This window comes from Paraburkholderia sp. BGA-UO-ETr-F12 (genome assembly GCF_059567945.1).
In genome coordinates this window covers 25,197-48,093 of the sequence record NZ_JCAQOZ010000058.1, presented here as the reverse complement: position 1 = coordinate 48,093, position 22,897 = coordinate 25,197, and the positions used below count along the sequence as shown (strand labels likewise).

Here is a 22,897-nt window from a genome sequence, read left to right as displayed (position 1 = left end):
TAAAAAAACGAGCCGGGCTGCCAAGTGGCTCAGTTGAACGACTGCACGTCCTGACGCAGACGCTCAATGAAGGTATCGAGAGGCATCACACCCAGATCGACACCACCACGGGCACGCACGGCTACCGTTTGGGCTTCACGCTCTTTGTCGCCGACCACGAGCAGGTACGGCACCTTTTCTAGCGTGTGCTCACGTATTTTATAGCTAATCTTCTCGTTGCGCAAATCGGCCTCTACTCTAACCCCTTGTTTTTGCAACGATTGGGCTAGAGACTGCGCATATTCGGCCTGATTCTCCGCGATATTCATCACTACGACCTGCATCGGCGCAAGCCACGACGGCATTGCACCAGCATGGTGCTCGATCAGAATCCCGAGGAAGCGCTCCATTGATCCGACGATTGCCCGGTGCAGCATGATCGGGCGGCGGCGGCTATTGTCTTCGGCGACGTATTCGGCGCCCAGACGCTCCGGCAGCACCATATCGAGCTGCAAGGTGCCGCACTGCCACGAGCGGCCGAGCGCGTCCTTGATGTGGTATTCGACCTTCGGACCGTAGAACGCACCTTCACCGGGCAACTCTTCCCAGGTTACGCCGCAGGCCGTCAGCGCCTCGCGCAGACCCTGCTCCGCGCGATCCCACGTCTCGTCCGTGCCGGCGCGCGCATCCGGACGCAACGACAGCTTGATCTCGACATTCTCGAAGCCGAAGTCTTTGTAGACGCTCATCGCCAACGTATTGAACGCGATCGATTCGCTGATGAACTGGTCTTCAGTACAGAAAATGTGGGCGTCGTCCTGCACGAAACCGCGCACGCGCATCAGGCCGTGCAGCGCGCCCGACGATTCGTTGCGGTGGCACGAGCCGAATTCCGCGTAGCGCAGCGGCAGATCGCGATACGAGCGCAGACCGTGGTTGAACACCTGCACGTGACCCGGGCAGTTCATCGGCTTGATCGCGTAGTCGCGCTTTTCCGACTCGGTCGTGAACATGTTTTCACGATAATTCTGCCAGTGGCCCGACGCTTCCCACAGCGAGCGGTCCATGATCATCGGCGTCTTGATTTCGAGGTAGCCGGCGTCGTTCACGCGGCGGCGCATGTACTGCTCGACCTGCTGCCACAGCGTCCAGCCACGCGGGTGCCAGAACACCATGCCCGGCGACTCGTCCTGCATATGGAACAGATCGAGTTGTTTGCCGAGCTTGCGGTGATCGCGCTTTTCCGCCTCTTCGAGCATGTGCAGATACGCGTCCTGGTCTTCTTTCTTCGTCCAGGCCGTGCCGTAAATGCGCTGCAACTGCTCGTTCTTCGAATCGCCGCGCCAGTAGGCGCCGGCCAGCTTCATCAGCTTGAAAACCTTCAGCTTGCCGGTGGACGGCACGTGCGGGCCGCGGCACAGATCGGTGAAGCTGCCGTGCGAGTAGAGCTTGATTTCGTCGGTAGCCGGAATCGATTCGATGATTTCGGCCTTGTACTTCTCGCCGATGCTTTTGAAGTAGTCCACCGCTTCGTCGCGCGACACCACGCGGCGCGAGACCGGCTCGTCTTTCTTCGCCAGTTCCTGCATGCGCTTTTCGATCTTCTCGAGATCTTCGGGCGTGAAGGGACGGTGGTAGGAAAAGTCGTAGTAGAAGCCGTTGTCGATAACCGGGCCGATCGTGACCTGGGCTTCCGGGAACAGATCCTTCACCGCGTACGCGAGCAAGTGCGCCGTGGAGTGGCGAATGATATCGAGGCCGTCTGCGTCTTTCTCGGTGACGATGGCAAGCGCCACGTCGTGATCGATCAGCGTGGACGTGTCGACGAGTTCACCGTCGATCTTGCCGCCGAGCGCGGCCTTCGCGAGGCCGGGGCCGATCGAGGCGGCCACTTCGGCGACGGTCACCGGATGCTCGTACTGTCGAACAGAACCGTCGGGCAGACGTATCGAAACCATTGTGTTCTCCGTGGTGCCGACCGGCGGCGGCACATACAACCATCAAACAAGCCAAAAAAAATGCGGCCCCGCTTTCGAGGGGCCGCATTCACATTTTTTGCAAACTACATTGGCGAAAGTGGTCCTCGACTAGCGTCGCTCCGAAGTAGTTTCGGTCAACGTTCGCGGTGCCATAACCGTATTTGCCTTTTGCGCCGAAGCGCTTACTGCAGTTTGCGAAACCCCGGCAGAACCGGAATTTCTCTTTCGTTGGTAGGCTCGATTGGACTCGAACCAACGACCCCCACCATGTCAAGGTGGTGCTCTAACCAGCTGAGCTACGAGCCTGAAGAAACGAGATTATATGGAGCGCCACACCGCTTGGCAAGTACTTTTATGCATCGACTTTAAATTTCTACGCACGCGCCCGGACGCGCGGAAGCGATGCCGAGGGCAACCCGCCGCCGCGCCCAAACCTCAGTTCTTGCGTGAAGCGCGCATCACGCCCGTCACCTCACCGAGCAACGTGCACGCGCGCTGAATCTGCGCCGCGCTCGATACCTCGACGGTAAATTGCATGAACGCGGCGTTACGCCGCGATTGCGTTTTCACCCCGATCACGTTCATCTTCTCTCGCGCGAAAACTTCGGAGATATCGCGCAGCAGGCCTTGCCGATCCGTTGCCTCGATGCTGAGGTCGACTGGATAGACCGATTGCCCGCGCCCGCTCATCACATCGGCCGACCATGCAGTTTGCAGCACACGCTCCGGCGCGCGTTCGGCCATGCGCAGGAAGCTCGGGCAATCGCTGCGGTGAATCGACATGCCCTTGCCGCGCGTGACGAAGCCACTGATCTCGTCAGGCGGAGCGGGACGGCAACAGCGCGCGAGTTGCGTAAGCAGCGCGTCGACGCCGACCACCAGCACGCCGGTCGAAGCGCCACGGGCGACACTCGCGCCGCTACTGCGCTTCTCGAACTGTTCCGGCGCCTCGACGACAGGCTCGGGCGGCGGCGCATCGTGCAACGCCTGCTCGACGAGCCGCAAGCTGAACTCTTCCTTGCCGACCACCGAGAACAGATCGTCGGTAGTCTTGAAACCGAGTTTGGCGGCGAGCTGATCGAGATTGACGGACGTCTTGCCCTCGCGCTGCAGGGTCTTTTCGACCATCGCACGGCCGCTCGCGATGTGCTCCTGCACTTCGACCGCGTTGAACCAGGCGCGCACTTTCTGCCGCGCCCGATGGCTCTGCAGATATCCGAGTTGCGGGTTGAGCCAGTCGCGCGACGGACCGCCCTCTTTCACCGCGACGATCTCGACCGTTTGACCGTTCTGCAACGGCGTATTGAGCGGCACCATCGCGCCGTCGACGCGCGCGCCACGGCAGCGATGCCCCAGCTCGCTATGCAGGTGATACGCGAAGTCCACCGGCGTCGCGCCATGCGGCAACGGAATCACCCGCGCTTGTGGCGTAAGCACGTAGATGTGGTCGTCGTCGAGCGTGGCCTGGCGCAGTTGCTCCCACGGCTGCGCCGCGCGCTTCTCGCCGTGCTCGCCTTCTGACACTTCGTCTTTCCACGCGAGCAGTTGACGCAACCACGCAATCTTTTCGTCGTACTTCTCGTTGGCGCTGAACTGGCCGCCGTAACCCCGCGTACCCGCTTCCTTGTAGCGCCAGTGCGCCGCCACGCCGTACTCGGCGAACTGATGCATTTCCTGCGTACGGATCTGCACTTCGAACGCACGGCCGTCGTCGCCGATCACAACCGTATGCAGCGATTTATAGCCGTTCGGCTTCGGCCGCGAGATGTAGTCGTCGAACTCTCTGGGCACCGGCTGCCACAGGTTATGCACGATGCCGAGCACCGTGTAGCAATCCTTGATGTCCGGCACGATCACGCGAAACGCGCGCACGTCGTACAGTTCGGCGAAGTCCAGTTCCTTGCCGCGCATCTTGCGCCAGATGCTATAGATATGCTTGGGCCGGCCGCTCACTTCGGCCTGCACGTTCGCCGCGGCCAACTCCTGCTGCAACCGCTCGATCGCCTGTGCGACATAGCTTTCGCGCTCGACGCGTTTCTCGTCGAGCAGCTTGGCGATGCGCTTGTACGTGACCGGCTCTTCGAAACGGAACGCGAGATCCTCGAGCTCCCATTTCAGCTGCCAGATGCCCAGACGGTTGGCAAGCGGCGCATAAATATCGAGCGTCTCACGCGCAACGTCGGGCGACGGTGTGATCTTCGCCGCCGCGTAATAGCGCAGCGATTGCAGGCGCGACGCGAGCCGTATCAGCACGACACGAATGTCCTGCGCGAACGCGAGCAGCATCTTGCGCAGCGCCTCGACCTGGGCACGGCGCGCGGCCTGCGCATCGCGCCCGGCCTCAGGCATTGCGTTCTGCGCGGCGCGCAAGCTCACCGTACCGAGGCGCAGCAGCTTGCGTACATCGCCGACCAGTTGCGCGACTTCTTCGCCGAAGTTGTCGGCGATCACGCGCTCCGGGTCTTGCAGATGCGGCGTCAGCGCGAACAGCGCCGCCGCCAGCACCGCCGGCGGATCGACGTTGAGCGTACGCATGATCGACGCCGTGCCCGCCGCATGATCCGCCAGCAACTCACCCGACGAGAGTCGCACCTCGCCCGCGTGTTCGCGCACGAACGCCATCGCTTCGTCGAAGGAAGGGATGGGGGCTGGCGTGCTCGTAACGATTTCGGTAGTCATGGTGCGACGGCCCACCGGGCCAGACGGATCAACAGAATTTCAACAACTGCGAGACCGGGTGCGGTCACGCTCAATCGCGCTGCGCCGCGACCACGACGATTTCGACGAGGCACTTCGGATTCGCGAGCTTCGCTTCCACGGTAGCGCGCGGCGGCGTGGCGCCTTGTGCGACCCACTCGTCCCACACGGCGTTCATGCCGGCGAAATGCACCATGTCCGAGATGTAGATCTGCACGGACAGCAAATGCGACTTGTCGCTATTCACTTCCTCCAGCAGACGGTCGATGTGGCCGAGCACTTCGCGCGTCTGACCCGTGATGTCCTGATCCGCGTCTTCGGCGATCTGGCCTGCGAGGTACACGGTACCGTTGTATACGGCGGTTTCCGAGAGGCGCTTGCCGACGTGATGACGAATGACTGCCATGAAGAATCCTGAGTTGGGTTGAAAGTTGATCTAAGATGCGTTCCGCATTGCACCCGACCAGAGACGAAAGGGCCGTGTGCGGAACCCTACATTATGACGCGTCAGTGGCCGGCCCGATGAAGAACTGCCTCGCGAGGTCGATCTGATCGGCCGACAGGAACGCCGGCGCATGCCCGACGCCCACGATTTCCGCGCTCGATACGGCACGCCCGGTTTCGACCATCTTCGCGACGGTCTCGCGAGAAAGCAGATCCGATTGCTCGCCGCGCACCACCAGCACCGGCCCCTGAAACGCCGCCAGCGAATGCCACAGCGCGGCTTCGCCCAGTTTGGCCGCCTCTTCGGTGGTCGCGGTAAATGGCTGCGCGATTCGCGGGTCGTAGCGGAACAACCATGCGCCGTCCTGCTCGTGCAAAAGCGGCGTATTGATCTCGCGCCACTCCTCTGGCGTGAGCGGGCCGAACGTTTGCGCAAGCAGCGCGGCGTAATCGATACCCTGCTGCAACGATTCGAAACGCACCGGCTTACCCAGGTAATCGCCGATTCGCTGCACGGCCACCGGTTCCAGATGCGGACCCACGTCGTTCAGCAGCATCTTGCGAATCGGCGTTTCCGGCAGACCGGCCAGCGCGAGCCCGATCAGACCGCCCATCGAAGTGCCGAACCAGTCGACCGTTTCGACGTTCAGGCGCGCGATCAGCGTGACCATATCGGCGACGTATTGCGGCACGGTATAGAAGTTGGGGTTCGCGAGCCATGAAGACAAGCCCCGCCCCGCCACATCCGGACACACCACGCGGTAAGTGCCGGCGAATTCCGCCGCGAGGCGGTCGAAATCGCGCCCCGAGCGCGTCAAGCCGTGCACGCACAGCAGCACACGCGGGTTGGCCGGGTCGCCCCACTCGGTGTAGGCGATACGGTGCAAGCCGCCGCCGCTTGCGCATTGCACATAACGTTGGCGCGGCGCAGGCCGCCCGGTAGTGGAAGTGGACGTGTCGGTCATCGGGTTTCCTTGCAAAAGCGCTGCGGATTCGGCTTGGGCACAGCAGGGATCAATAAGCGTCCAATCTTCGAAAGATTGTAAACCGCTTTGCCGTGCGGCAAGGATCGGCCAAACGTCATAGGACGGCCCGGGACACGTATCGAACGGACTTCAGGCGCAAAAACAAAGCGGGCGAGACTCGCGCCTCGCCCGCTCCGGGTCCTGCCCCGCCGCCACGTTCCCGTCATGCAGACCGAACCCGCGGGCGGCTCATAAAAACATTCAGCTCACCGCGCTCACATCCAGCGGCGCGCCCGTCTTCGCCTTGATTTCCTCGACGCTGACGCCCGGCGCCAGTTCGGTCACTTTCAGACCGTCTTCCGTCACTTCGATCACGCCGAGATCGGTGATGATCTGATCGACCACGCCCACGCCCGTCAACGGCAACGTGCACTCTTCAAGGATCTTGTGCTGGTCGCCCTTGGCGACGTGCTCCATCAGCACGACCACGCGCTTGACGCCCGCGACCAGATCCATCGCGCCGCCCATGCCCTTGATCATCTTGCCGGGGATCATCCAGTTGGCCAGATCGCCCTTCTTGCTGATCTGCATCGCGCCCAGAATCGCCAGGTTGATGTGGCCGCCGCGAATCATCGCGAACGAATCCGCCGACGAGAAAATCGACGAACCCGGCAGCGTGGTCACCGTTTGCTTGCCGGCGTTGATCAGATCGGCATCCACTTCTTCTTCGGTCGGGGACGGGCCGATGCCGAGCAGGCCGTTCTCCGACTGCAGCCACACTTCGACGCCGGGCGGCACATGGTTCGCCACCAGGGTCGGCAAGCCGATGCCGAGGTTCACGTAGAAACCGTCCTGCAATTCCTTCGCCGCGCGGGCGGCCATTTCGTCACGAGTCCATGCCATGATCAGTCTCCTTTCGCGCGGACGACGCGTTGTTCAATGCGTTTTTCCGGATGCGCATTGAGCACAATGCGCTGCACGAAAATGCCCGGCGTGTGGATCGCATCCGGATCGAGCTCGCCCACTTCCACGATTTCCTCGACTTCGGCGACCGTGATCTTGCCGGCCATCGCGCACATCGGGTTGAAGTTGCGCGCGGTGCGGCGATAGATCAGGTTGCCCGATTTATCGGCCTTCCATGCCTTGACCAGCGCGACGTCGGCCGTCAGCGAGTGTTCGAGCACATAGTGGTTCTCGCCGAACTGACGGGTTTCCTTGCCTTCGGCGATCAGCGTGCCGTAGCCGGTGTTCGTGAAGAAAGCCGGAATGCCCGAGCCGCCGGCGCGCAGCTTCTCGGCGAGCGTGCCTTGCGGCGTGAATTCCAGTTCGAGTTCGCCGGCCAGATACTGGCGTTCGAACTCCTTGTTCTCGCCCACGTACGACGAAATCATCTTCTTGACCTGGCGCGTTTCGAGCAACAGACCGAGGCCGAAACCGTCGACGCCCGCGTTGTTGCTGATGCAGGTGATGCCCTGCACCTTCGAATCGCGCAGCGCGCCGATCAGCGCCTCGGGAATGCCGCACAGCCCGAAACCGCCGACGGCAAACGTCTGCCCGTCCTTGACGATGTCTTTCAGCGCCTCGGCAGCGCCTGGATAGACCTTGTTCATCTGTATGTCCCTTCCTTTATGGAAACCCGAAATCGGTTCGTTGCGGCCTCGATATGACGCTCGGCGGGCAAAAGCCCGACACGTCATTCTAGTCATCTGCGGCTGGCCCTGCGCTCAGGTCGTCTAACCTTGCGCCAACGCCCGCCGCGAATGCTTCGCCGCCTTGTCATGTGCCCGAAAGAGTACGCTGGGCGCGCCATGCGGCACAATACGCAAAAATACATAAGTACTTGCCGCCAGCCCATGCCCGCACTGGATTACCAAACCGCGTTTCAACTCGCCCCGATCGGACTCGTGCTGTCGCGCGAACGGATCATTGAAGACTGCAACGACGAACTGGCGTCGATATTCGGCTACCCGCGCGAAACGCTGCTCGGCCAGTCGTTCCAGATGCTGTACCCGTCGACCGACGAATTCGAGCGGATCGGCGCGCGGATTCCGCCGATCATGACCGCGCAAGGCAGCTACGCGGACGACCGGATCATGAAGCGAGCCAATGGCGAACTGTTCTGGTGCCACGTGACGGGCCGCGCGCAGCAACGCGCCGACGCGCACGCAGCCGGAGTCTGGACCTTCGAGGATTTGAGCGCGACGCGGCGCGTGGCGGTCGAACTGACTCCGCGGGAACGTGAAATCGCCGCGCAACTGGTGACGGGCAAAACCAGCAAGCAGATCGGGCGTGCGCTGGATATCAGCCCGCGCACGGTCGACGTCTACCGCGCGCGGCTGATGCGCAAATACGATACCGGGAACGCGACCGAGCTATTGCAGCGGTTGCTCGGTCATTGAGGAGCGATCGGGCCGCCTGAATCAGGCAGCCTTCACCAGCGCCGCGCGCTCGATTGTCTCGCGCAGCAGATCGGGAACCGGCACCGATTTACCGGCCGCGTAGTCGATCCAGACGCAGCGGGCGGCACCACGGGCATAGACGGTGTTCGGATCGTCGGCACGCACGAGCTCGAAGGCCGTGTCAAAACTGCTGCGCCCAGGCGTCGCGACGGACATCCGGCCGATCACGTCGCCGGGATAGTGCAACTGCTTGAGAAACTCCATCGACGCATTGACGATCACCGGCCCCTGCCCGTCGGCGTTGCTGCCGGCCATACCCATCTGTTCGAACCAGGAAATCCGCACCTGCTCCATATAACGAAAATAGACCGTGTTGTTCACATGGCCGAACGCGTCCATGTCGCCCCAACGGATCGGCATAGACATCTCAAAAACTGCGTGAAAATCGCTCATCGTACTTCTTTAACGGGTTGAAACGAGGGTGAAACCGGCGAGTAAGCCGGCGCAAAAAATGACATGCCGCGAAATGCGGCCAGTGTTCCGGCAAACGGTCCGCGCGTTCAGGCAAGTCCGAAGCCATCGTCGGCGGCAATCACCGACCCATTGATGAACTGCGATTCGTCGGCGGCCAGCAGCAGCAACAGCCCGTCCAGATCCTCCGGCTTGCCGACACGATGACGCGGCAGCATCGATACCAGCTTCTGCCCCTGCTCGGTCGACCAGTGATGGTGGTTGATCTCGGTATCGATATAACCCGGGCAAATGGCGTTCACGTTGATACCGTGTTTGCCCCACTCCAGCGCCATAGCCTTGGTCATATGGACCACGGCGGCCTTGCTCATCGAGTACAGGCCAATCTGCGGCAACACCCGCAAGCCCGCCATCGACGCGATATTGATAATCCGGTATGAAGGCTTCTGGGCACTATTGCCGCGCATGATCATGCGCTTGGCAACCTCCTGGGCGACGAAGAAAGCACCGCGCGTGTTCGTGTCGAATACGTACTCGAAATCGGCCGGCGTCACTTCCGCAAGCTTCTGCGTGGTCGACACGCCTGAATTGTTCACCAGAATATCGATCGTGCCCGCTTCGGTTTCCGCGTGCGCGACGGCCGACTTGATGCTCTGATAGTCCGTGACGTCGAGCGAGACAACATGCGCCGCGCCGCCCGCGGCCTCGATCTCGGCGCGCAATTCCTTCAGACGCTCGGTGCGGCGGCTCGCCAGCACGACTTTGGCGCCGGCCTGCGACAATACCTGAGCAAAGCGCTTCCCCAACCCGCTCGAAGCGCCGGTAATCAGCGCGACTTTGCCTTCCAGATTGATCGAACGGCCCATTGTCGTTCCCTTGTTCGGTTGTTGTTACAGACGCGATTGACGGATGCGGCAAGACCGCCACTGCGGGTCACACCGTATCACAAAAATAGAACGATCGTGCTAATCTCCGCTGATCGGGTTGCGGTGGCGGAGACCATCGCCCACAATACGATCCCGAAAAAAGCATTCTAACGGTAACAAGAGGAGCATCAATGACCCCCGCAAGCCTCATTGAGCAATACGGACCACGCGAGTCGATGGAATACGACGTCGTGATCGTCGGCGGCGGCCCGGCTGGCCTGTCCGCAGCGATCCGCCTGAAGCAGCTGGCGGCCGAGAAAGGCGTCGAGATTGGCGTGTGCGTACTGGAAAAAGGCTCGGAGATCGGGGCTCATATCCTGTCGGGCGCGGTGATGGATCCGCGCGCGATCACCGAACTGATCCCCGACTGGAAGGAAAAAGGCGCGCCGCTGACGGTGGACGTGACCGAAGACAAATTCCTGTTCCTGACCGAAACCGGTTCGAAGAGCGTGCCGACCTGGGCGCTGCCGGACAACTTCAAGAACCACGGCAACTACGTGATCAGTCTCGCGAACGTCACGCGCTGGCTCGGTCAGCAGGCCGAAGCGCTCGGCGTCGAGATTTTCCCGGGCTTTCCGGCCGCGGAGATTCTCTACAACGACGACGGCTCGGTCAAAGGCGTCGCCACCGGCAACCTGGGTATCGGCAAGGACGGCCAGCCGACCGAGAACTTCCAGCTCGGCATGGAGCTGCACGCCAAGTACACGCTGTTCTGTGAAGGCGCCCGTGGGCACCTGGGCCGCCAGTTGAACGACAAGTTCAAGCTGCGCGAAGGCGTCGATCCGCAGGTCTACGGCATCGGCATCAAGGAACTGTGGGAAATCGATCCGGCCAAGCACAAGCCGGGTCTGGTGATGCACACCGCCGGCTGGCCGCTGGAGAACGACACGTACGGCGGCTCGTTCCTCTATCACATGGACAACAACCAGGTGGTGGTGGGCTTCGTGGTCGGCCTGGGCTACACGAACCCGTACCTGTCGCCGTTCGAGGAATTCCAGCGCTACAAGACGCATCCGGCGATCCGCGCGATTCTGGAAGGCGGCAAGCGGGTGTCGTACGGCGCGCGGGCCATTACCGCAGGCGGCCTGATGTCGCTGCCGAAGCTGGTGTTCCCGGGCGGCGCACTGGTCGGCGACGATGCGGGCTTCCTGAACGCATCGCGGATCAAGGGTTCGCATGCGGCGATCAAGACCGGCATGCTGGCCGCCGATGCCGCCTTTGAAGCCGTGCAGGCCGGCCGCACCAGCGATGAACTGACGGCCTATCCGGAATCGTTCAAGACCTCGTGGCTGCACACGGAACTGCATCGCGCGCGCAACTTCAAGCAATGGATGAGCAAGGGTCTGTACCTCGGTACGCTGATGGTCGGCATCGAGCAGAAGCTGCTGGGCGGCAATGTGCCGTGGACGCTGCATCACCAGCATTCCGATCACGAGATGCTCAAGCCCGCGTCGCAGTGCAAGCAGATCGTCTATCCGAAGCCGGATGGCAAGCTGACGTTCGACCGGCTCTCGTCGGTGTTCATTTCGAACACGAATCATGAAGAGAACCAGCCGGCGCATCTGACGCTGAAGGATCCGACGGTGCCGGTGAACGTGAACTGGCAGACCTATGCCGGTCCGGAATCGCGCTACTGCCCGGCTGCGGTGTATGAGTTCGTGAAGAACGACGACGGCAGCGAGCGGCTGGTGATCAACGCGCAGAACTGCGTGCACTGCAAGACCTGCGATATCAAGGACCCGACCCAGAACATCGTCTGGGTGACGCCTGAGGGCGGCGGTGGTCCGAACTATCCGAATATGTGATCCGGAGTTGATTTGCCGTGCGCGGAGCTTGTTGGTCTGCCCGCGCACGGTCCGTAACCAACCGTTCTGAGTCGGCAGAAAAGAGGGCGTCTACGGCCGACTCGCTGTCAATGCCAATCCCAAAGCCGCCGCAAGGCAGAAAGCTCAGACACGCCGCATCATTTCAATCCGCTCCCGCACCTTGGCCAGCACCGGCGCCCACGCGCCAATCTCGGGCTGCCGGAATATCTCGATCGAATCGTACCAGGCCGTGGTGCGCGATTCATCCCCCCAGAACCATGCCGACACATGATCGATCATCAGACAGGTCGGCACGCCAAGTGCGCCCGCCAGATGCGCCGGCCCGCTGTCGATCGTGACAACCAGATCCAGATTCGCCAGCAAAGCAGCGACGTCATCGAATCCGGACCGAAAATGGTGAGTCAGATCGGCGACATCGTGACCTTGGGCCCGCCACTGCGCAACCGTCTCGCCGCGCCCGGGCGACAAGGCAAACCAGGTCACGCCGGGCACGCTCAATAGCGGCGCGAGTTGTTCGACGGGCACTGAGCGCCGCCTGTCGCGGACATGGTCAGGATTGCCATTCCACACCAGACCGACTTTGCGATTAGCCGGTTTGCGCGCCGTGTGCGCATGAACCCGCTCGCGCCAAACCTTCACACGCGCGGGCTCGGCGCTCATATACGGCGCACCCCACCCTTTCGCATCGAAGACCCCAAGCCGCAGCGGCAAGCTCATCAATCCGCAATGGAAATCAGGCTGGGTTTCGAGGCTCGTTTCGAGCCGCAGATCGGCAGGCAGCATTCGCTCGAATAGATGCCGCAACGGCCCGTCGTGACCGAAAATTACGCGACCGCCCTCACGGCGCGCCCTCTCCGCCAGCAGCGGCAGAAAGCGCACCGCCCAGAGACAGTCGCCGTTGCCTTGCTCGCCGTACACCACCAGCGTTTTGCCTTGCAGCGATTCGCCCTGCCAATGCGCGCTGATTGCAGCAAGCGCATGCTGCGCATTGTTCAAATCGTCACCGAACGCGACCCGTGATTCGTAATGCGTCCAGCCGGCGGCGAAACGCCCGGTGCGGATTTCGAGCTCCGACAGATCGAATAGCGCATGCACGTTATCCGGCGACAACTCCAGCACCTGCCTGAGCAACGCTTCCGCTTCCTCGAAACGCGCCTGCTCCTTGACGCACAACGCAAGTTTGTGAAGCGCCACCGGATTGCCCGGCGCGACGCGCACCGCTTCGCGCAGCAGGTGCTCGGCCGTGTCGAAGTCGTTGCGTTGTTGCACGGCGGCGGCGCGCCAGATCAACGCGTTGGCGTCTTCGGCGTTGCGTTCGAGAAGCAGCGTAGTGGCGGAGTCGACGAGTGCCCAATCGCGCGCGATGAACGCTGTTTGCGCAATCGTGTGAAGCAAGGTGGGTTCGCAGGAGGGATCAAGCTGATAGGCCCGTACGAGCACTGCAAGCGCTTCGCGCTGGCTGTCTTTGTTACGAGCGGCGTGTTGCAACAGTATTTGCCCGAGCGCGAGGCAATCGGCCGCGCCGGCCTGCGGCGCGGCCGCGCGGGCACGCAGATCCGCGAGTTGGCTAATTGCCGGCTCGATGTTCGGATCGGTCATTGAAACGATGCCGCGCGCACTACGAGGACGCTCGAAACGCGCTCTTTACGGCGCGCTCGCCGCGATCTTCGGCGTGCTGACGGCAACATCGCCGCATTGCGCGCGGTGACGCAGCGCGTGGTCGATCAATACCAGCGCGAGCATGGATTCGGCGATCGGCGTAGCGCGAATGCCGACGCACGGGTCATGGCGCCCGAACGTTTCGACGATGGCCGGCTGCCCCGCCTTGTCGATCGAACGACGCGGCGTGCGGATGCTCGAGGTCGGCTTGATCGCGATGGACACCGTGATGTCCTGCCCGGTCGAAATACCGCCGAGCACGCCGCCCGCGTGGTTGCCGACGAAGCCTTCCGGCGTCAATTCGTCGCCATGCACCGAACCGCGTTGCGCGACGCTGGCGAAGCCCGCGCCGATCTCGACGCCCTTCACCGCATTGATACCCATCATCGCGTGCGCAATGTCCGCGTCGAGACGATCGAACAGCGGCTCGCCAAGCCCAACCGGCACGCCGGAAGCCACGACGTTGATGCGCGCGCCGATGGAATCGCCGTCTTTACGCAGTGCGTCCATATAGGTTTCGAGTTCCGGCACGATCTGCGCATTCGGCACGAAGAACGGATTCTCACGCACATGGGCCCAGTCGACGAACGGCACGTCGATCTCGCCGAGCGCCGCCATGTAGCCGCGAATCTCGGTCCCGAATTTCTCGCGCAGCCATTTCTTCGCCACGGCGCCGGCCGCCACCGTAGGCGCGGTCAGACGGGCCGACGAACGGCCGCCGCCGCGATAGTCGCGAATGCCGTATTTCTGCCAGTAGGTGTAATCGGCGTGGCCGGGACGGAAAGTGTCCGCGATATTGCCGTAATCCTTGCTGCGCTGGTCCGTATTGCGAATCAGCAGTGCGATCGGCGCACCGGTGGTCTGGCCTTCGAACACGCCCGACAGGATCTCGACCTTGTCCTCTTCCTGGCGCTGCGTGACGTGGCGCGACGTGCCCGGCTTGCGGCGGTCGAGTTCGAGCTGGATGTCGGCTTCGTTAAGCGCCATGCCCGGCGGGCAGCCGTCGATCACGCAGCCGATAGCGGGGCCGTGCGATTCGCCGAAGGTCGTGACAGTGAAAAGCGTACCGAGCGTATTGCCGGACATGGGCGTCGTCCAAAGAAATGCGGGGAAAACGCTATTATGCCAGCCTTGATGCGGCCAAGGCCGCGCTACGGGACGGCGATGGGCTCAGGGCCCGACCGGCAGGCCCGTGATCCGGTGGCGCTACTTGCGCGCCCCGCGCAATTCGGTGACGATCTGCTGCAGCAGTTCCGGCGTCGCCTCAGCCGGATCGATCGGCTCACCCACGGCCAGCGTCAGCCGGCTCATCACGCCCTTCTGGATCGGTCGCGGCCAGCGCGCGTCGTCGGCGCGCGAAAACACGCTGCCCCACAATCCGCGCAACGCCATCGGTATCACCGGCGCCGGCGTGCGGCGGATGATCTCGGTCACGCCGTGGCGGAATGGACTCATCTCGCCGGTCTTCGTCAGCTTGCCTTCAGGGAAAATGCAGACCAGATCCCCTTCAGCCAGCGCCTCGGCACAACGCTCGTAAGCGCGCGCCAGCAGCGCCGGATCCTGATGGGCGGGCGCGATCGGAATCGCCTTCGCGTGACGGAACACCCAGCCGGCGAACGGCGACTTGAAGATCTGATGGTCCATCACGAAGCGGATCGGTCGCGGGCTCTCGGCCATGATGACGATCGCATCGACGAAACTCACGTGGTTGCACACCAGCACGGCCGCGCCCTCTTCCGGAATCCGCTCGGCATGAACCAGGCGAATCCGGTAGAACGTGTGCACCAGCACCCAGGCGATAAAGCGCAGCAGAAACTCGGGCACGAGCGAATAGATATACGTCGCGACGACAATATTCAGTAGCGCGGTGACGAGGAAAATCGCTGGAATACTGAACCCCGCCGCGGTTAGCCCCATTGCCATTAACGCCGACACGATCATGAACAGCGAATTCAAAATATTGTTCGCCGCGATGATGCGCGCACGGTGGCTCGGCTGGCTGCGGCTCTGGATCAGCGCGTACAGCGGCACGCTATAGAAGCCGCCGAACATGGCCAGCAGAAACAGATCGGCCAGCACGCGCCAATGGGCCGGCCGCACGAGGAATTCGCCGACGCTCAGCAGATGCCCGGCGGCCGGCAGCGCATGGCTCGCGAAGAACAGATCGATCGCGAACACACTCATGCCGATCGAGCCGAGCGGCACAAGGCCGATTTCGATGCGCCGCTTGGAGAGCTTTTCGCATAGCAGCGAGCCGATGCCGATGCCAATCGAGAAGGTGCCGAGCAGCACGGTCACGACGTCCGGATCGGCGGACAGCACGTTTTTCGCGAAGCTGAAAAACGAGGACAGAAAGGTCGCGCCGACGAACCACAGCCAGGAAATCCCCAGCAGGCTCAGAAACACCGTCCGGTTTTCGCGCGCGAGCTTCAGGTTGCGCCACGTTTCGCTGACCGGATTCCAGTTGATGCGCAGATCGGACTGCGGCGCCGCCGTCGCAGGCACGAAGCTCGATACCAGCCGCCCCACCAGCGCAATCGCGACACATGCGCAAGCGAGCACCACGGCGCCATGCTCGACGAAACCCGCACCCACGCCACCGACGATCGTGCCGATCAGAATGGCGACGAAGGTGCCCATCTCGACCATGCCGTTACCGCCGACCAGTTCCGACTTCGACAGATGCTGCGGCAGGTACGAATACTTGACCGGCCCGAACACGGTCGAATGGACGCCCATCAGGAACGTGCACAAATAGAGCAGCGACGCGCTATGCAGCCAGAAACCCGCGCCGCCGATCAGCATCACGACGATTTCGAAGCTTTTGACGAAGCGCGTGAGCATCGCCTTGTCGTACTTGTCCGCGATCTGACCCGAGGTCGCCGACAGCAGCACGAACGGCAGAATGAAAATCGCCGAAATCAGGAACGCGGCCGTTTTCGGATCGACGCCGGAAAAGCGCGCCGCCTGATACGTGACTAGCGACGTGAAGCCGATCTTGAACACGTTGTCGTTCATTGCGCCGAGAAACTGGGTCCAGAAAAACGGCGCGAAGCGGCGTTGACTGAGCAGGCGGAACTGCGACTCGTGCGCCTCGTGAGAGCGGGCGGGACGGCGGGCGGCAGGTATCGGACGATCGCTCATGAAGTTCGGGAACGGGCTAGAAACTGGCTAATGGCAACAAAGGAGAAATAGAGGGGAAACAAAAAAGCAAACAATAAGCAAACAAAAGGACTCCGGCCGGAAAAGCGCGCGCACAAAAAAAGCGCACGCTTTCGCGCGCGCCTTGAGCGCATCTTCACACTCACGCTAACGGCGCGGACGCCGCGGTGAGCCCACGCGCGTTCTGCTTAGCGCGGCGCCGATTGCTGTTCCTGCTGCTCTTCCGGCCAATCGCGAATGTACGCCTTCAGCATGCGATTTTCGAAGCCCTGCTCTTCGACCACCGCCTTCGCGACGTCGTAAAACGAGATCACGCCCATCAGCGTGCGGCTTTCCAGCACCGGCAAATAGCGCACGTGATGCTCGAGCATCATGCGACGCACCTCGTTGACGTCCGTTTCGGGCGTGCACGTGAGCGGATGGTCGTCCATCAACTTGCGGATCGTGGAGGTGCCGAGGCTGCCGTGATGTTTGCTCAAGGTCAGAATAACTTCACGAAACGTCAGCATGCCGACGAGGTCGCCGTACTCCATCACGACCAGCGAGCCGATATCGTGCTCGGCCATGGTATTGACTGCGTCGTGCAGCGTGGTATCCGGCGTAACCGTGAAAAGGGTGTTGCCTTTGACTTTAAGAATGTCGCTGACTCGCATGGTCTGTCTCCGTGATGCCCGCTAAGCTGATAATGCCTGATTGACTTTCGATCCTAGCGGAAAGGCCCGTAAAAGGAAAGCGGCCCGCCCATCAAGGCGCAGCGGGCATTTTCAGCTTCTGTGCGGTGCCGTCCGAAGCGCGCGCATCGGGAAAACCGCGCTTGATGCGATTCACGCCGGTGATAGGATGGCCGCCACTTTCACCTTTCGCGAGGCCGTCCGTGGCTTCGCCGCCCAGGATGTCCGCCAACCGTTTCGACACGCTTGCGCTGCACGCCGGCGCAGCGCCCGACCCAGCCACCGGCGCGCGCGCCACGCCGATTTACCAGACTACCTCGTTTTCGTTCCGCGACTCGGACCACGCCGCGGCGCTCTTCAATATGGAGCGCGCCGGCCACGTCTACTCCCGCATCTCGAATCCGACCGTGGCCGTGTTCGAGGAACGTGTTGCCGCGCTGGAAAACGGCGCGGGGGCGATCGGCACGGCCAGCGGCCAGGCCGCGCTGCATCTGGCGATCGCGACGCTGATGGGCGCCGGCGCCCATATCGTCGCCTCCAGCGCGTTGTACGGCGGCTCGCACAACCTGCTGCACTACACGCTGCGGCGCTTCGGCATCGAGACGACCTTCGTCAAACCGGGCGACCTCGACGCCTGGCGCGCCGCGCTACGCCCTAACACACGCCTGCTGTTCGGCGAGACGCTCGGCAACCCGGGCCTCGACGTGCTCGATATTGCCGCCGTGGCACAACTCGCCCATGAGCACCGCGTGCCGCTGCTGGTCGATTCGACCTTTACCACGCCCTATCTGCTCAAGCCGTTCGAGCACGGCGCCGACTTCGTCTACCACTCGGCGACCAAATTCCTCGGCGGCCACGGCACGACGATCGGCGGCGTACTGGTGGACGGCGGCCTGTTCGACTTCACCGCGTCCGGACGTTTCCCCGAATTTACCGAACCGTACGAGGGCTTTCACGGCATGGTGTTCGCCGAGGAAAGCACCGTCGCGCCGTTCCTCCTGCGCGCGCGCCGCGAGGGCTTGCGCGACTTCGGCGCCTGCCTGCATCCGCAGGCCGCGTGGCAACTGCTGCAAGGCATCGAGACGCTGCCGCTGCGCATGGAGCGGCACGTCGCGAACACGCGCAAGGTCGTCGAGTTCCTGTGCGCCCACCCTGCCGTCGAAGCCGTGGCCTACCCGGAGCTGCCGTCGCATCCGGACTACGCGCTCGCGAAGCGTTTGCTGCCACGGGGCGCGGGCGCGGTATTCAGCTTCAATCTGCGCGGTGATCGCGCCGCCGGACGCAGCTTCATCGAAGCGCTTTCGCTGTTCTCGCATCTCGCGAACGTCGGCGACGCGCGCTCACTGGTCATCCACCCCGCATCGACGACGCATTTCCGCATGGACGCCGCCGCTCTCGCCGCAGCCGGCATCGCCGAAGGCACGATCCGTCTGTCAATCGGTCTTGAAGACCCCGACGATCTGATTGACGACCTCAAGCGGGCGCTGAAGGCCGCGCAGAAAGCGGGCGGCGCGAGCGCGACTGCGACCGGACAAGCCGCTGCGTCCAATACTGCAAAAAACAGCTCCGCCGGTTCATCCGCTGCTTCGGCTCAAGGCGAGCCGTCCGCTGCGCCCGCCAATGCGGCCAACCCCCGCCCGGAGTCGGCATGATTCTCACCGTTCAAGGCAAGCCCGCCTATGCGTACACCGGCGGCAAACCATTCGACGCCAGCCTGCCGACCGCGGTCTTCATCCACGGCGCGGAGCACGACCATAGCGTGTGGGCATTGCAAACACGTTACTTCGCGCACCATGGCTTCGGCGTACTGGCGGTCGATCTGCCCGGCCACTGCCGCAGCGCCGGCCCGGCGCTCACCACCGTGACAGCCATGGCCGACTGGCTGGCCGCCCTGCTCGACGCCGCCGGCGTACAGCGCGCATTCGTGGCCGGCCACAGCATGGGCTCGCTGATCGCGCTCGACTTCGCCGCCCGCTATGCGCAGCGTGCAACGCACCTCGCATTGCTCGCCACCGCCGTGCCGATGGCCGTCTCGGACGCCCTGCTCGAGGCTGCCCGGCACCGCGAGCCCGATGCAATCGGCATGGTCAATCAGTGGTCGCATTCCACGCTCGCCGCCAAGCCGTCGTGCCCCGGCCCGGGCTTCTGGCTGCATGGCATGAATCAACGGCTGATGGAGCGGGTCTCGGCAAGCGGCGAGCCGCAGTTGTTCCACACCGACTTCACCGCCTGCAATAGCTACGCGGACGGCCTCGCACGCGCCGCCGAAGTACGCTGCCCGGCGCGACTGATCGTGGGCCGGCGCGATGCGATGACGCCGCCACGCGCGGCCAAAGCGCTCGCCGACGCGCTCGCCCGGGCCGGCGTACCGGTCGACACCGTGACGCTCGAAGCCGGCCACGCGTTGATGACCGAGCAGCCCGATGCCACGCTCGACGCGCTGTTCAGCTTCGCCTCGAAGGCCGCCAGCGCCGTTCAGTAGCCACTGCGAGTGGTCACAATAACCTCACAGGCAAGCGCGCACCATCGCCGAATGGCCAGGTTGCGCGCGTGGCCCGATAGCCGCACAATGGGCCAGACCTGTCCAGTTTCAAGCGCGCTGCGGGCATCCGGCGCGACGAAGTAGCAGAAGTAGTGGAAGTACAAGACGTAAAGAGAGCGACGGGCACGGAATCGAGTAGCGTCGACATTCGGAGGCCGCAATGGCTCAAACCGCACATACCGATCACTTCGCGAGTTTCGCGGAGTTCTATCCGTACTATCTGAGCGAGCATCGCAATACGGTGTCGCGGCGGCTGCATTTCGTGGGATCGCTCGGCGTAATCGGTTGCCTCGCCATGGCGCTCGCCACCGGTAACTGGCTATGGCTGCCGGCTGCTGTTATCTGCGGATATGGCTTTGCCTGGGTCGGGCATTTCTTCTTCGAGAAAAACAGGCCGGCGACCTTCCGGCATCCGCTTTATAGCCTGATGGGCGATTGGGTGATGTTCAAGGACATCTGTGTGGGGAAGATTTCGCTGTAGATGGCGATCAAGTGGTGATCAAGCGGCGATCGGATTGCGCCCGCTCCCGGCACCCCGCTCAAGCAGCCTGATGCGGCATTGAAGAAGCGGCCTGTTCGTCTTCCCGAGCGCGCGCCGCCCGCGCGGCAGCACGCGCCGCCAGCAGCGTAGCGAGCGTCACCTTCAGTTTGTCGTTTTCCAGCGCCGTCAGAAGCATCTGGCCATCCACCCGCGTGGAGTTCAGTTCAAGCTGATATTCGAGCTCCGCGCGATCGATCACAAACAGGTCGAACAGACGCTCAACCGTAATCTGCGCCGGATTTGCCAGCAACAGGAAATGCGGCCGCGTACCGTCCTCCTGCAAGCGCGCAATCCATTCGATCTCCTCGAGCTTTTGCAGCAGATTGACCGTGGTATCCATCTCGCGGCGAAGCATCCTGGAAAGTTCCTGCACCGTGTAGCCACGCTTACCCGCGTCGCGCGCTTCCGAGAGCCGCGCGAGAAGTTCAAGCGAATCGAACAGATCGCTGCCCTCGAACGTCGGCCGGTGAAACTGCCCTATGCGAATCGCAGGTAACGCCGATGCGATCATTGCGCCGGCCAGCGCAATGAACCAGCATAGATACATCCACAGCAGGAATAGCGGCACGGCAGCAAACGCACCGTACACCGCGGTATAGGTGGGAATCCGGCGTACGTAATAGCCAAAGCCGCGCTTGGCGAGTTCGAAGGCGATCGCGGCAGCAACCCCGCCGATCACCGCGTCGCGCCATTCGACCCGACAATTCGGCAGAAACACGTAAAGCATCGTGAAGGCGAGTGCCGTCAATGGCAGCACGGCACTGGTCAACGCCCAGTCGATCACCGGCGGAATATGTTGAGCGGCCGTGAACGCCATGGAGCGCGTGAACAGATAGGACGACATCGACAGGCTCACGCCGATCAGAATCGGACCCAGCGTGATGATCGCCCAGTAGACCAGAATGCGCTGCGCGATCGGCCGCGCCTTGCGCACCCGCCAGATCACGTTGAAAGCGGATTCCACCGTCATCATCGTCATGACGGCGGTGACAAACAGAAAAATCATGCCGATGGTCGTCAACCCTTTCGCCTTCGACGCGAACTGGTTCAGGTAATTGAAAATCTGAGTGTTGAGCTGCGCGGGCATCAGATGATCGGCAAGGAAAATCTGCAGCGACATCTGAAACGAGCTGAAAATCGGAAACGCGGTGAATAGCGCGAACGCGACCGTGGCGAGCGGCACGAGCGCGAGCATGGTGGTGAACGTGAGGCTGCCGGCCACCTGCGGAATGCGGTCTTCGCTGCTGCGCTTCGCGGCAAACTGCGCGAGTCGTTTGAGCTTGTCGAGATCGAAACGCACCCTGGACAACACACCCACCTTCTTACCTCCCTGCTTTATCAAACAGTGTTTCAGGACCGTGCGCGAAGCCTGGCCGAATGGCTATGGATGGCCTCTACAGCGGACCCAGCCCCTATAATACCCGTTCACCGATGAGGCCTATGAAAGACATTCTCGTGCTCTATTACAGCCGTCACGGCGCCACGCGCGAGCTTGCGCTGGCGATCGCGCACGGCGTCGACAGCGTCCCCGGCATGCAGGCGCGCGTGCGCACCGTACCGGCGGTTTCCACCGTCTGCGAAGCGACCCAGCCGGATATTCCCGCTGAAGGGCCGCCCTACGTCGAGCTGCGCGATCTCGAAGAATGCGCGGGCCTCGCGCTCGGTTCGCCCACCCGCTTCGGCAACATGGCCGCGTCGCTGAAATACTTCCTCGACGGCACCACGCCGCAGTGGCTTTCGGGCGCGCTGTCCGGCAAACCGGCTTGCGTGTTTACCTCCACGGGCAGCCTGCACGGCGGCCAAGAGTCGACGCTGTTGTCCATGATGCTGCCGCTTTTGCATCACGGCATGCTGATCGTCGGGATTCCGTACTCCGAGAGCACGCTCTCCACCACGCAAACCGGCGGCACCCCCTACGGCGCGTCGCATTTCGCGCGCGCGGGCACGGCCGAACAAGGCATCTCCGCCGACGAGAAAACGCTTGCGATTGCGCTCGGCGCGCGCGTTGCCCGTACGGCGGCGTCTATGAGCGAACGGCCGTGAGCGAGCCGACTGCGCCAAAGGCCTCGAACGATTCGCATGCCGGGATGCGCGTAAGCGGCAGCAACGCGCAACACGCCGGCTCGTCTCCCGCGGATTCAGCAACGAACGCTCCCATGCGCGCAACCACCATGCCTGTGCAGCAAAACCGCGCCGCGGCTTTCGGCGCCACCGCCAGCCTGCTCACGCTGATCGCGCTGTCCGTCGCGTGGGAATGGTGGCTCGCGCCGCTGCGTCCGGGCGGCTCGGCGCTGGTGCTCAAAGCCGTGCCGTTGCTGCTCGCCCTGCCCGGCGTGTGGCGGCACCGGCTTTACACGCTGCAATGGGCGTCGATGCTGATCCTGCTGTACTTTGCGGAGGGCATCGTGCGTGGTTGGAGCGACCCCGGTCTGAGCGCCCGCCTCGGCTGGCTCGAAGCCGCCCTCGCCGTCGTTTTCTTCATCTGCACGCTCGCCTACGTCGCGCCGTTCAAGCGCGCGGCCAAACGGGCAGCGCGGCAGGCTGCAACCGGGAACGCCAGACTGAACACCGGGCAGACCGAGGAAAGCTCGCGATGAGAATCGTGCTTCCCGGGCCACCTGCCAGATAGCCCACCC

At 62.8% G+C, this 22,897-nt stretch carries 21 protein-coding genes and 1 tRNA gene; 7 read left to right on the top strand and 15 right to left on the bottom strand.

Annotated elements, in window-relative coordinates:
* Positions 1–29 precede the first annotated feature (29 nt).
* The 7 genes from thrS to AC57B6_RS28130 form a co-directional block, all read right to left on the bottom strand.
* On the bottom strand, positions 30–1,937 hold the full coding sequence (thrS, locus tag AC57B6_RS28160) for a threonine--tRNA ligase (protein WP_046570199.1): 1,908 nt from the start codon (positions 1,935–1,937) through the stop codon (positions 30–32).
* A gap of 250 nt (positions 1,938–2,187) precedes the next feature.
* Positions 2,188–2,264, bottom strand: a tRNA-Val gene (locus AC57B6_RS28155).
* Between the two features lie 129 nt (positions 2,265–2,393).
* Positions 2,394–4,637, bottom strand: coding sequence for a RelA/SpoT family protein (locus tag AC57B6_RS28150; protein ID WP_030101424.1), 2,244 nt, complete (start codon positions 4,635–4,637; stop codon positions 2,394–2,396).
* A 70-nt stretch (positions 4,638–4,707) separates the two neighbouring features.
* Complete coding sequence (locus tag AC57B6_RS28145; protein WP_028200195.1) at positions 4,708–5,061, bottom strand: RidA family protein; 354 nt, start codon at positions 5,059–5,061, stop codon at positions 4,708–4,710.
* A gap of 91 nt (positions 5,062–5,152) precedes the next feature.
* Complete coding sequence (locus AC57B6_RS28140; protein WP_046568319.1) at positions 5,153–6,064, bottom strand: alpha/beta fold hydrolase; 912 nt, start codon at positions 6,062–6,064, stop codon at positions 5,153–5,155.
* Positions 6,065–6,325: 261 nt separating this feature from the next.
* The gene (locus AC57B6_RS28135; RefSeq protein ID WP_028200193.1) at positions 6,326–6,967 is read right to left on the bottom strand and encodes a CoA transferase subunit B; all 642 of its coding nucleotides are present in this window, start codon (positions 6,965–6,967) and stop codon (positions 6,326–6,328) included.
* A gap of 2 nt (positions 6,968–6,969) precedes the next feature.
* Complete coding sequence (locus tag AC57B6_RS28130; protein WP_028200192.1) at positions 6,970–7,674, bottom strand: CoA transferase subunit A; 705 nt, start codon at positions 7,672–7,674, stop codon at positions 6,970–6,972.
* A 243-nt stretch (positions 7,675–7,917) separates the two neighbouring features.
* Here AC57B6_RS28130 and AC57B6_RS28125 point away from each other — a divergent pair, with 243 nt between their 5' ends.
* Positions 7,918–8,463: a LuxR C-terminal-related transcriptional regulator gene (locus AC57B6_RS28125; protein WP_028200191.1), complete on the top strand. Its 546-nt coding sequence runs from the start codon at positions 7,918–7,920 to the stop codon at positions 8,461–8,463.
* A 21-nt stretch (positions 8,464–8,484) separates the two neighbouring features.
* Here the strand turns inward: AC57B6_RS28125 and AC57B6_RS28120 are convergent, their stop codons facing one another.
* Together AC57B6_RS28120 and AC57B6_RS28115 are read right to left on the bottom strand one after the other, a co-directional pair.
* Positions 8,485–8,916, bottom strand: a complete 432-nt coding sequence (locus AC57B6_RS28120) for an acyl-CoA thioesterase (RefSeq protein ID WP_028200190.1) — start codon at positions 8,914–8,916, stop codon at positions 8,485–8,487.
* Positions 8,917–9,023: 107 nt separating this feature from the next.
* Positions 9,024–9,800, bottom strand: coding sequence for an SDR family oxidoreductase (locus tag AC57B6_RS28115; protein ID WP_028200189.1), 777 nt, complete (start codon positions 9,798–9,800; stop codon positions 9,024–9,026).
* 191 nt (positions 9,801–9,991) lie between these two features.
* Here AC57B6_RS28115 and AC57B6_RS28110 point away from each other — a divergent pair, with 191 nt between their 5' ends.
* Positions 9,992–11,665, top strand: coding sequence for an electron transfer flavoprotein-ubiquinone oxidoreductase (locus AC57B6_RS28110; RefSeq protein ID WP_178369456.1), 1,674 nt, complete (start codon positions 9,992–9,994; stop codon positions 11,663–11,665).
* A gap of 144 nt (positions 11,666–11,809) precedes the next feature.
* On the opposite strand, the gene AC57B6_RS28105 is transcribed toward AC57B6_RS28110, so the two are convergent.
* From AC57B6_RS28105 to AC57B6_RS28085, 5 genes are all read right to left on the bottom strand, one after another.
* On the bottom strand, positions 11,810–13,285 hold the full coding sequence (locus AC57B6_RS28105) for a tetratricopeptide repeat protein (RefSeq protein WP_496422548.1): 1,476 nt from the start codon (positions 13,283–13,285) through the stop codon (positions 11,810–11,812).
* A 45-nt stretch (positions 13,286–13,330) separates the two neighbouring features.
* Positions 13,331–14,431: a chorismate synthase gene (aroC, locus tag AC57B6_RS28100; RefSeq protein WP_178369454.1), complete on the bottom strand. Its 1,101-nt coding sequence runs from the start codon at positions 14,429–14,431 to the stop codon at positions 13,331–13,333.
* A gap of 120 nt (positions 14,432–14,551) precedes the next feature.
* Positions 14,552–16,489, bottom strand: a complete 1,938-nt coding sequence (locus tag AC57B6_RS28095) for an MFS transporter (protein ID WP_496422547.1) — start codon at positions 16,487–16,489, stop codon at positions 14,552–14,554.
* 206 nt (positions 16,490–16,695) lie between these two features.
* Complete coding sequence (locus AC57B6_RS28090; protein WP_028200184.1) at positions 16,696–17,160, bottom strand: CBS domain-containing protein; 465 nt, start codon at positions 17,158–17,160, stop codon at positions 16,696–16,698.
* 91 nt (positions 17,161–17,251) lie between these two features.
* A complete protein-coding gene (locus AC57B6_RS28085; protein WP_496422546.1) occupies positions 17,252–17,422 on the bottom strand; it encodes a hypothetical protein in 171 nt (56 codons plus the stop codon).
* Here AC57B6_RS28085 and AC57B6_RS28080 point away from each other — a divergent pair.
* From AC57B6_RS28080 to AC57B6_RS28070, 3 genes are all read left to right on the top strand, one after another.
* Complete coding sequence (locus tag AC57B6_RS28080; RefSeq protein ID WP_496422545.1) at positions 17,400–18,830, top strand: O-acetylhomoserine aminocarboxypropyltransferase; 1,431 nt, start codon at positions 17,400–17,402, stop codon at positions 18,828–18,830. The two genes, AC57B6_RS28085 and AC57B6_RS28080, sit on opposite strands and share 23 nt — an antisense overlap.
* The gene (locus AC57B6_RS28075) at positions 18,827–19,660 is read left to right on the top strand and encodes an alpha/beta fold hydrolase (protein ID WP_028200182.1); all 834 of its coding nucleotides are present in this window, start codon (positions 18,827–18,829) and stop codon (positions 19,658–19,660) included. Before AC57B6_RS28080 ends, AC57B6_RS28075 begins: the two co-directional genes overlap by 4 nt.
* A 220-nt stretch (positions 19,661–19,880) precedes the next feature.
* The gene (locus AC57B6_RS28070; protein ID WP_028200181.1) at positions 19,881–20,201 is read left to right on the top strand and encodes an Mpo1-like protein; all 321 of its coding nucleotides are present in this window, start codon (positions 19,881–19,883) and stop codon (positions 20,199–20,201) included.
* 58 nt (positions 20,202–20,259) lie between these two features.
* Here the strand turns inward: AC57B6_RS28070 and AC57B6_RS28065 are convergent, their stop codons facing one another.
* Positions 20,260–21,573 carry a YihY family inner membrane protein gene (locus AC57B6_RS28065; protein WP_496422569.1) on the bottom strand — a complete coding sequence of 438 codons (1,314 nt, stop codon included), beginning with the start codon at positions 21,571–21,573 and terminating at the stop codon, positions 20,260–20,262.
* 128 nt (positions 21,574–21,701) lie between these two features.
* Between AC57B6_RS28065 and wrbA the strand changes: the two genes are divergently transcribed.
* Positions 21,702–22,304, top strand: coding sequence for an NAD(P)H:quinone oxidoreductase (gene wrbA, locus AC57B6_RS28060; RefSeq protein WP_046568307.1), 603 nt, complete (start codon positions 21,702–21,704; stop codon positions 22,302–22,304).
* 113 nt (positions 22,305–22,417) lie between these two features.
* On the top strand, positions 22,418–22,858 hold the full coding sequence (locus tag AC57B6_RS28055) for a DUF2069 domain-containing protein (RefSeq protein ID WP_260332215.1): 441 nt from the start codon (positions 22,418–22,420) through the stop codon (positions 22,856–22,858).
* The last annotated feature ends 39 nt before the right edge of the window (positions 22,859–22,897 follow it).

Coding starts and splice junctions, on each gene's coding strand:
- AC57B6_RS28130 (WP_028200192.1), bottom strand. CDS start 7,674: ATGAACAAGGTCTATCCAGGCGCTGCCGAGGCGCTGAAAGACATCGTC.
- AC57B6_RS28080 (WP_496422545.1), top strand. CDS start 17,400: ATGTCCGCCAACCGTTTCGACACGCTTGCGCTGCACGCCGGCGCAGCG.
- wrbA (WP_046568307.1), top strand. CDS start 21,702: ATGAAAGACATTCTCGTGCTCTATTACAGCCGTCACGGCGCCACGCGC.
- AC57B6_RS28105 (WP_496422548.1), bottom strand. CDS start 13,285: ATGACCGATCCGAACATCGAGCCGGCAATTAGCCAACTCGCGGATCTG.
- AC57B6_RS28125 (WP_028200191.1), top strand. CDS start 7,918: ATGCCCGCACTGGATTACCAAACCGCGTTTCAACTCGCCCCGATCGGA.
- AC57B6_RS28145 (WP_028200195.1), bottom strand. CDS start 5,061: ATGGCAGTCATTCGTCATCACGTCGGCAAGCGCCTCTCGGAAACCGCC.
- thrS (WP_046570199.1), bottom strand. CDS start 1,937: ATGGTTTCGATACGTCTGCCCGACGGTTCTGTTCGACAGTACGAGCAT.
- AC57B6_RS28135 (WP_028200193.1), bottom strand. CDS start 6,967: ATGGCATGGACTCGTGACGAAATGGCCGCCCGCGCGGCGAAGGAATTG.
- AC57B6_RS28075 (WP_028200182.1), top strand. CDS start 18,827: ATGATTCTCACCGTTCAAGGCAAGCCCGCCTATGCGTACACCGGCGGC.
- AC57B6_RS28055 (WP_260332215.1), top strand. CDS start 22,418: ATGCGCGCAACCACCATGCCTGTGCAGCAAAACCGCGCCGCGGCTTTC.
- AC57B6_RS28070 (WP_028200181.1), top strand. CDS start 19,881: ATGGCTCAAACCGCACATACCGATCACTTCGCGAGTTTCGCGGAGTTC.
- AC57B6_RS28150 (WP_030101424.1), bottom strand. CDS start 4,637: ATGACTACCGAAATCGTTACGAGCACGCCAGCCCCCATCCCTTCCTTC.
- AC57B6_RS28095 (WP_496422547.1), bottom strand. CDS start 16,489: ATGAGCGATCGTCCGATACCTGCCGCCCGCCGTCCCGCCCGCTCTCAC.
- AC57B6_RS28110 (WP_178369456.1), top strand. CDS start 9,992: ATGACCCCCGCAAGCCTCATTGAGCAATACGGACCACGCGAGTCGATG.
- AC57B6_RS28140 (WP_046568319.1), bottom strand. CDS start 6,064: ATGACCGACACGTCCACTTCCACTACCGGGCGGCCTGCGCCGCGCCAA.
- aroC (WP_178369454.1), bottom strand. CDS start 14,431: ATGTCCGGCAATACGCTCGGTACGCTTTTCACTGTCACGACCTTCGGC.
- AC57B6_RS28090 (WP_028200184.1), bottom strand. CDS start 17,160: ATGCGAGTCAGCGACATTCTTAAAGTCAAAGGCAACACCCTTTTCACG.
- AC57B6_RS28120 (WP_028200190.1), bottom strand. CDS start 8,916: ATGAGCGATTTTCACGCAGTTTTTGAGATGTCTATGCCGATCCGTTGG.
- AC57B6_RS28115 (WP_028200189.1), bottom strand. CDS start 9,800: ATGGGCCGTTCGATCAATCTGGAAGGCAAAGTCGCGCTGATTACCGGC.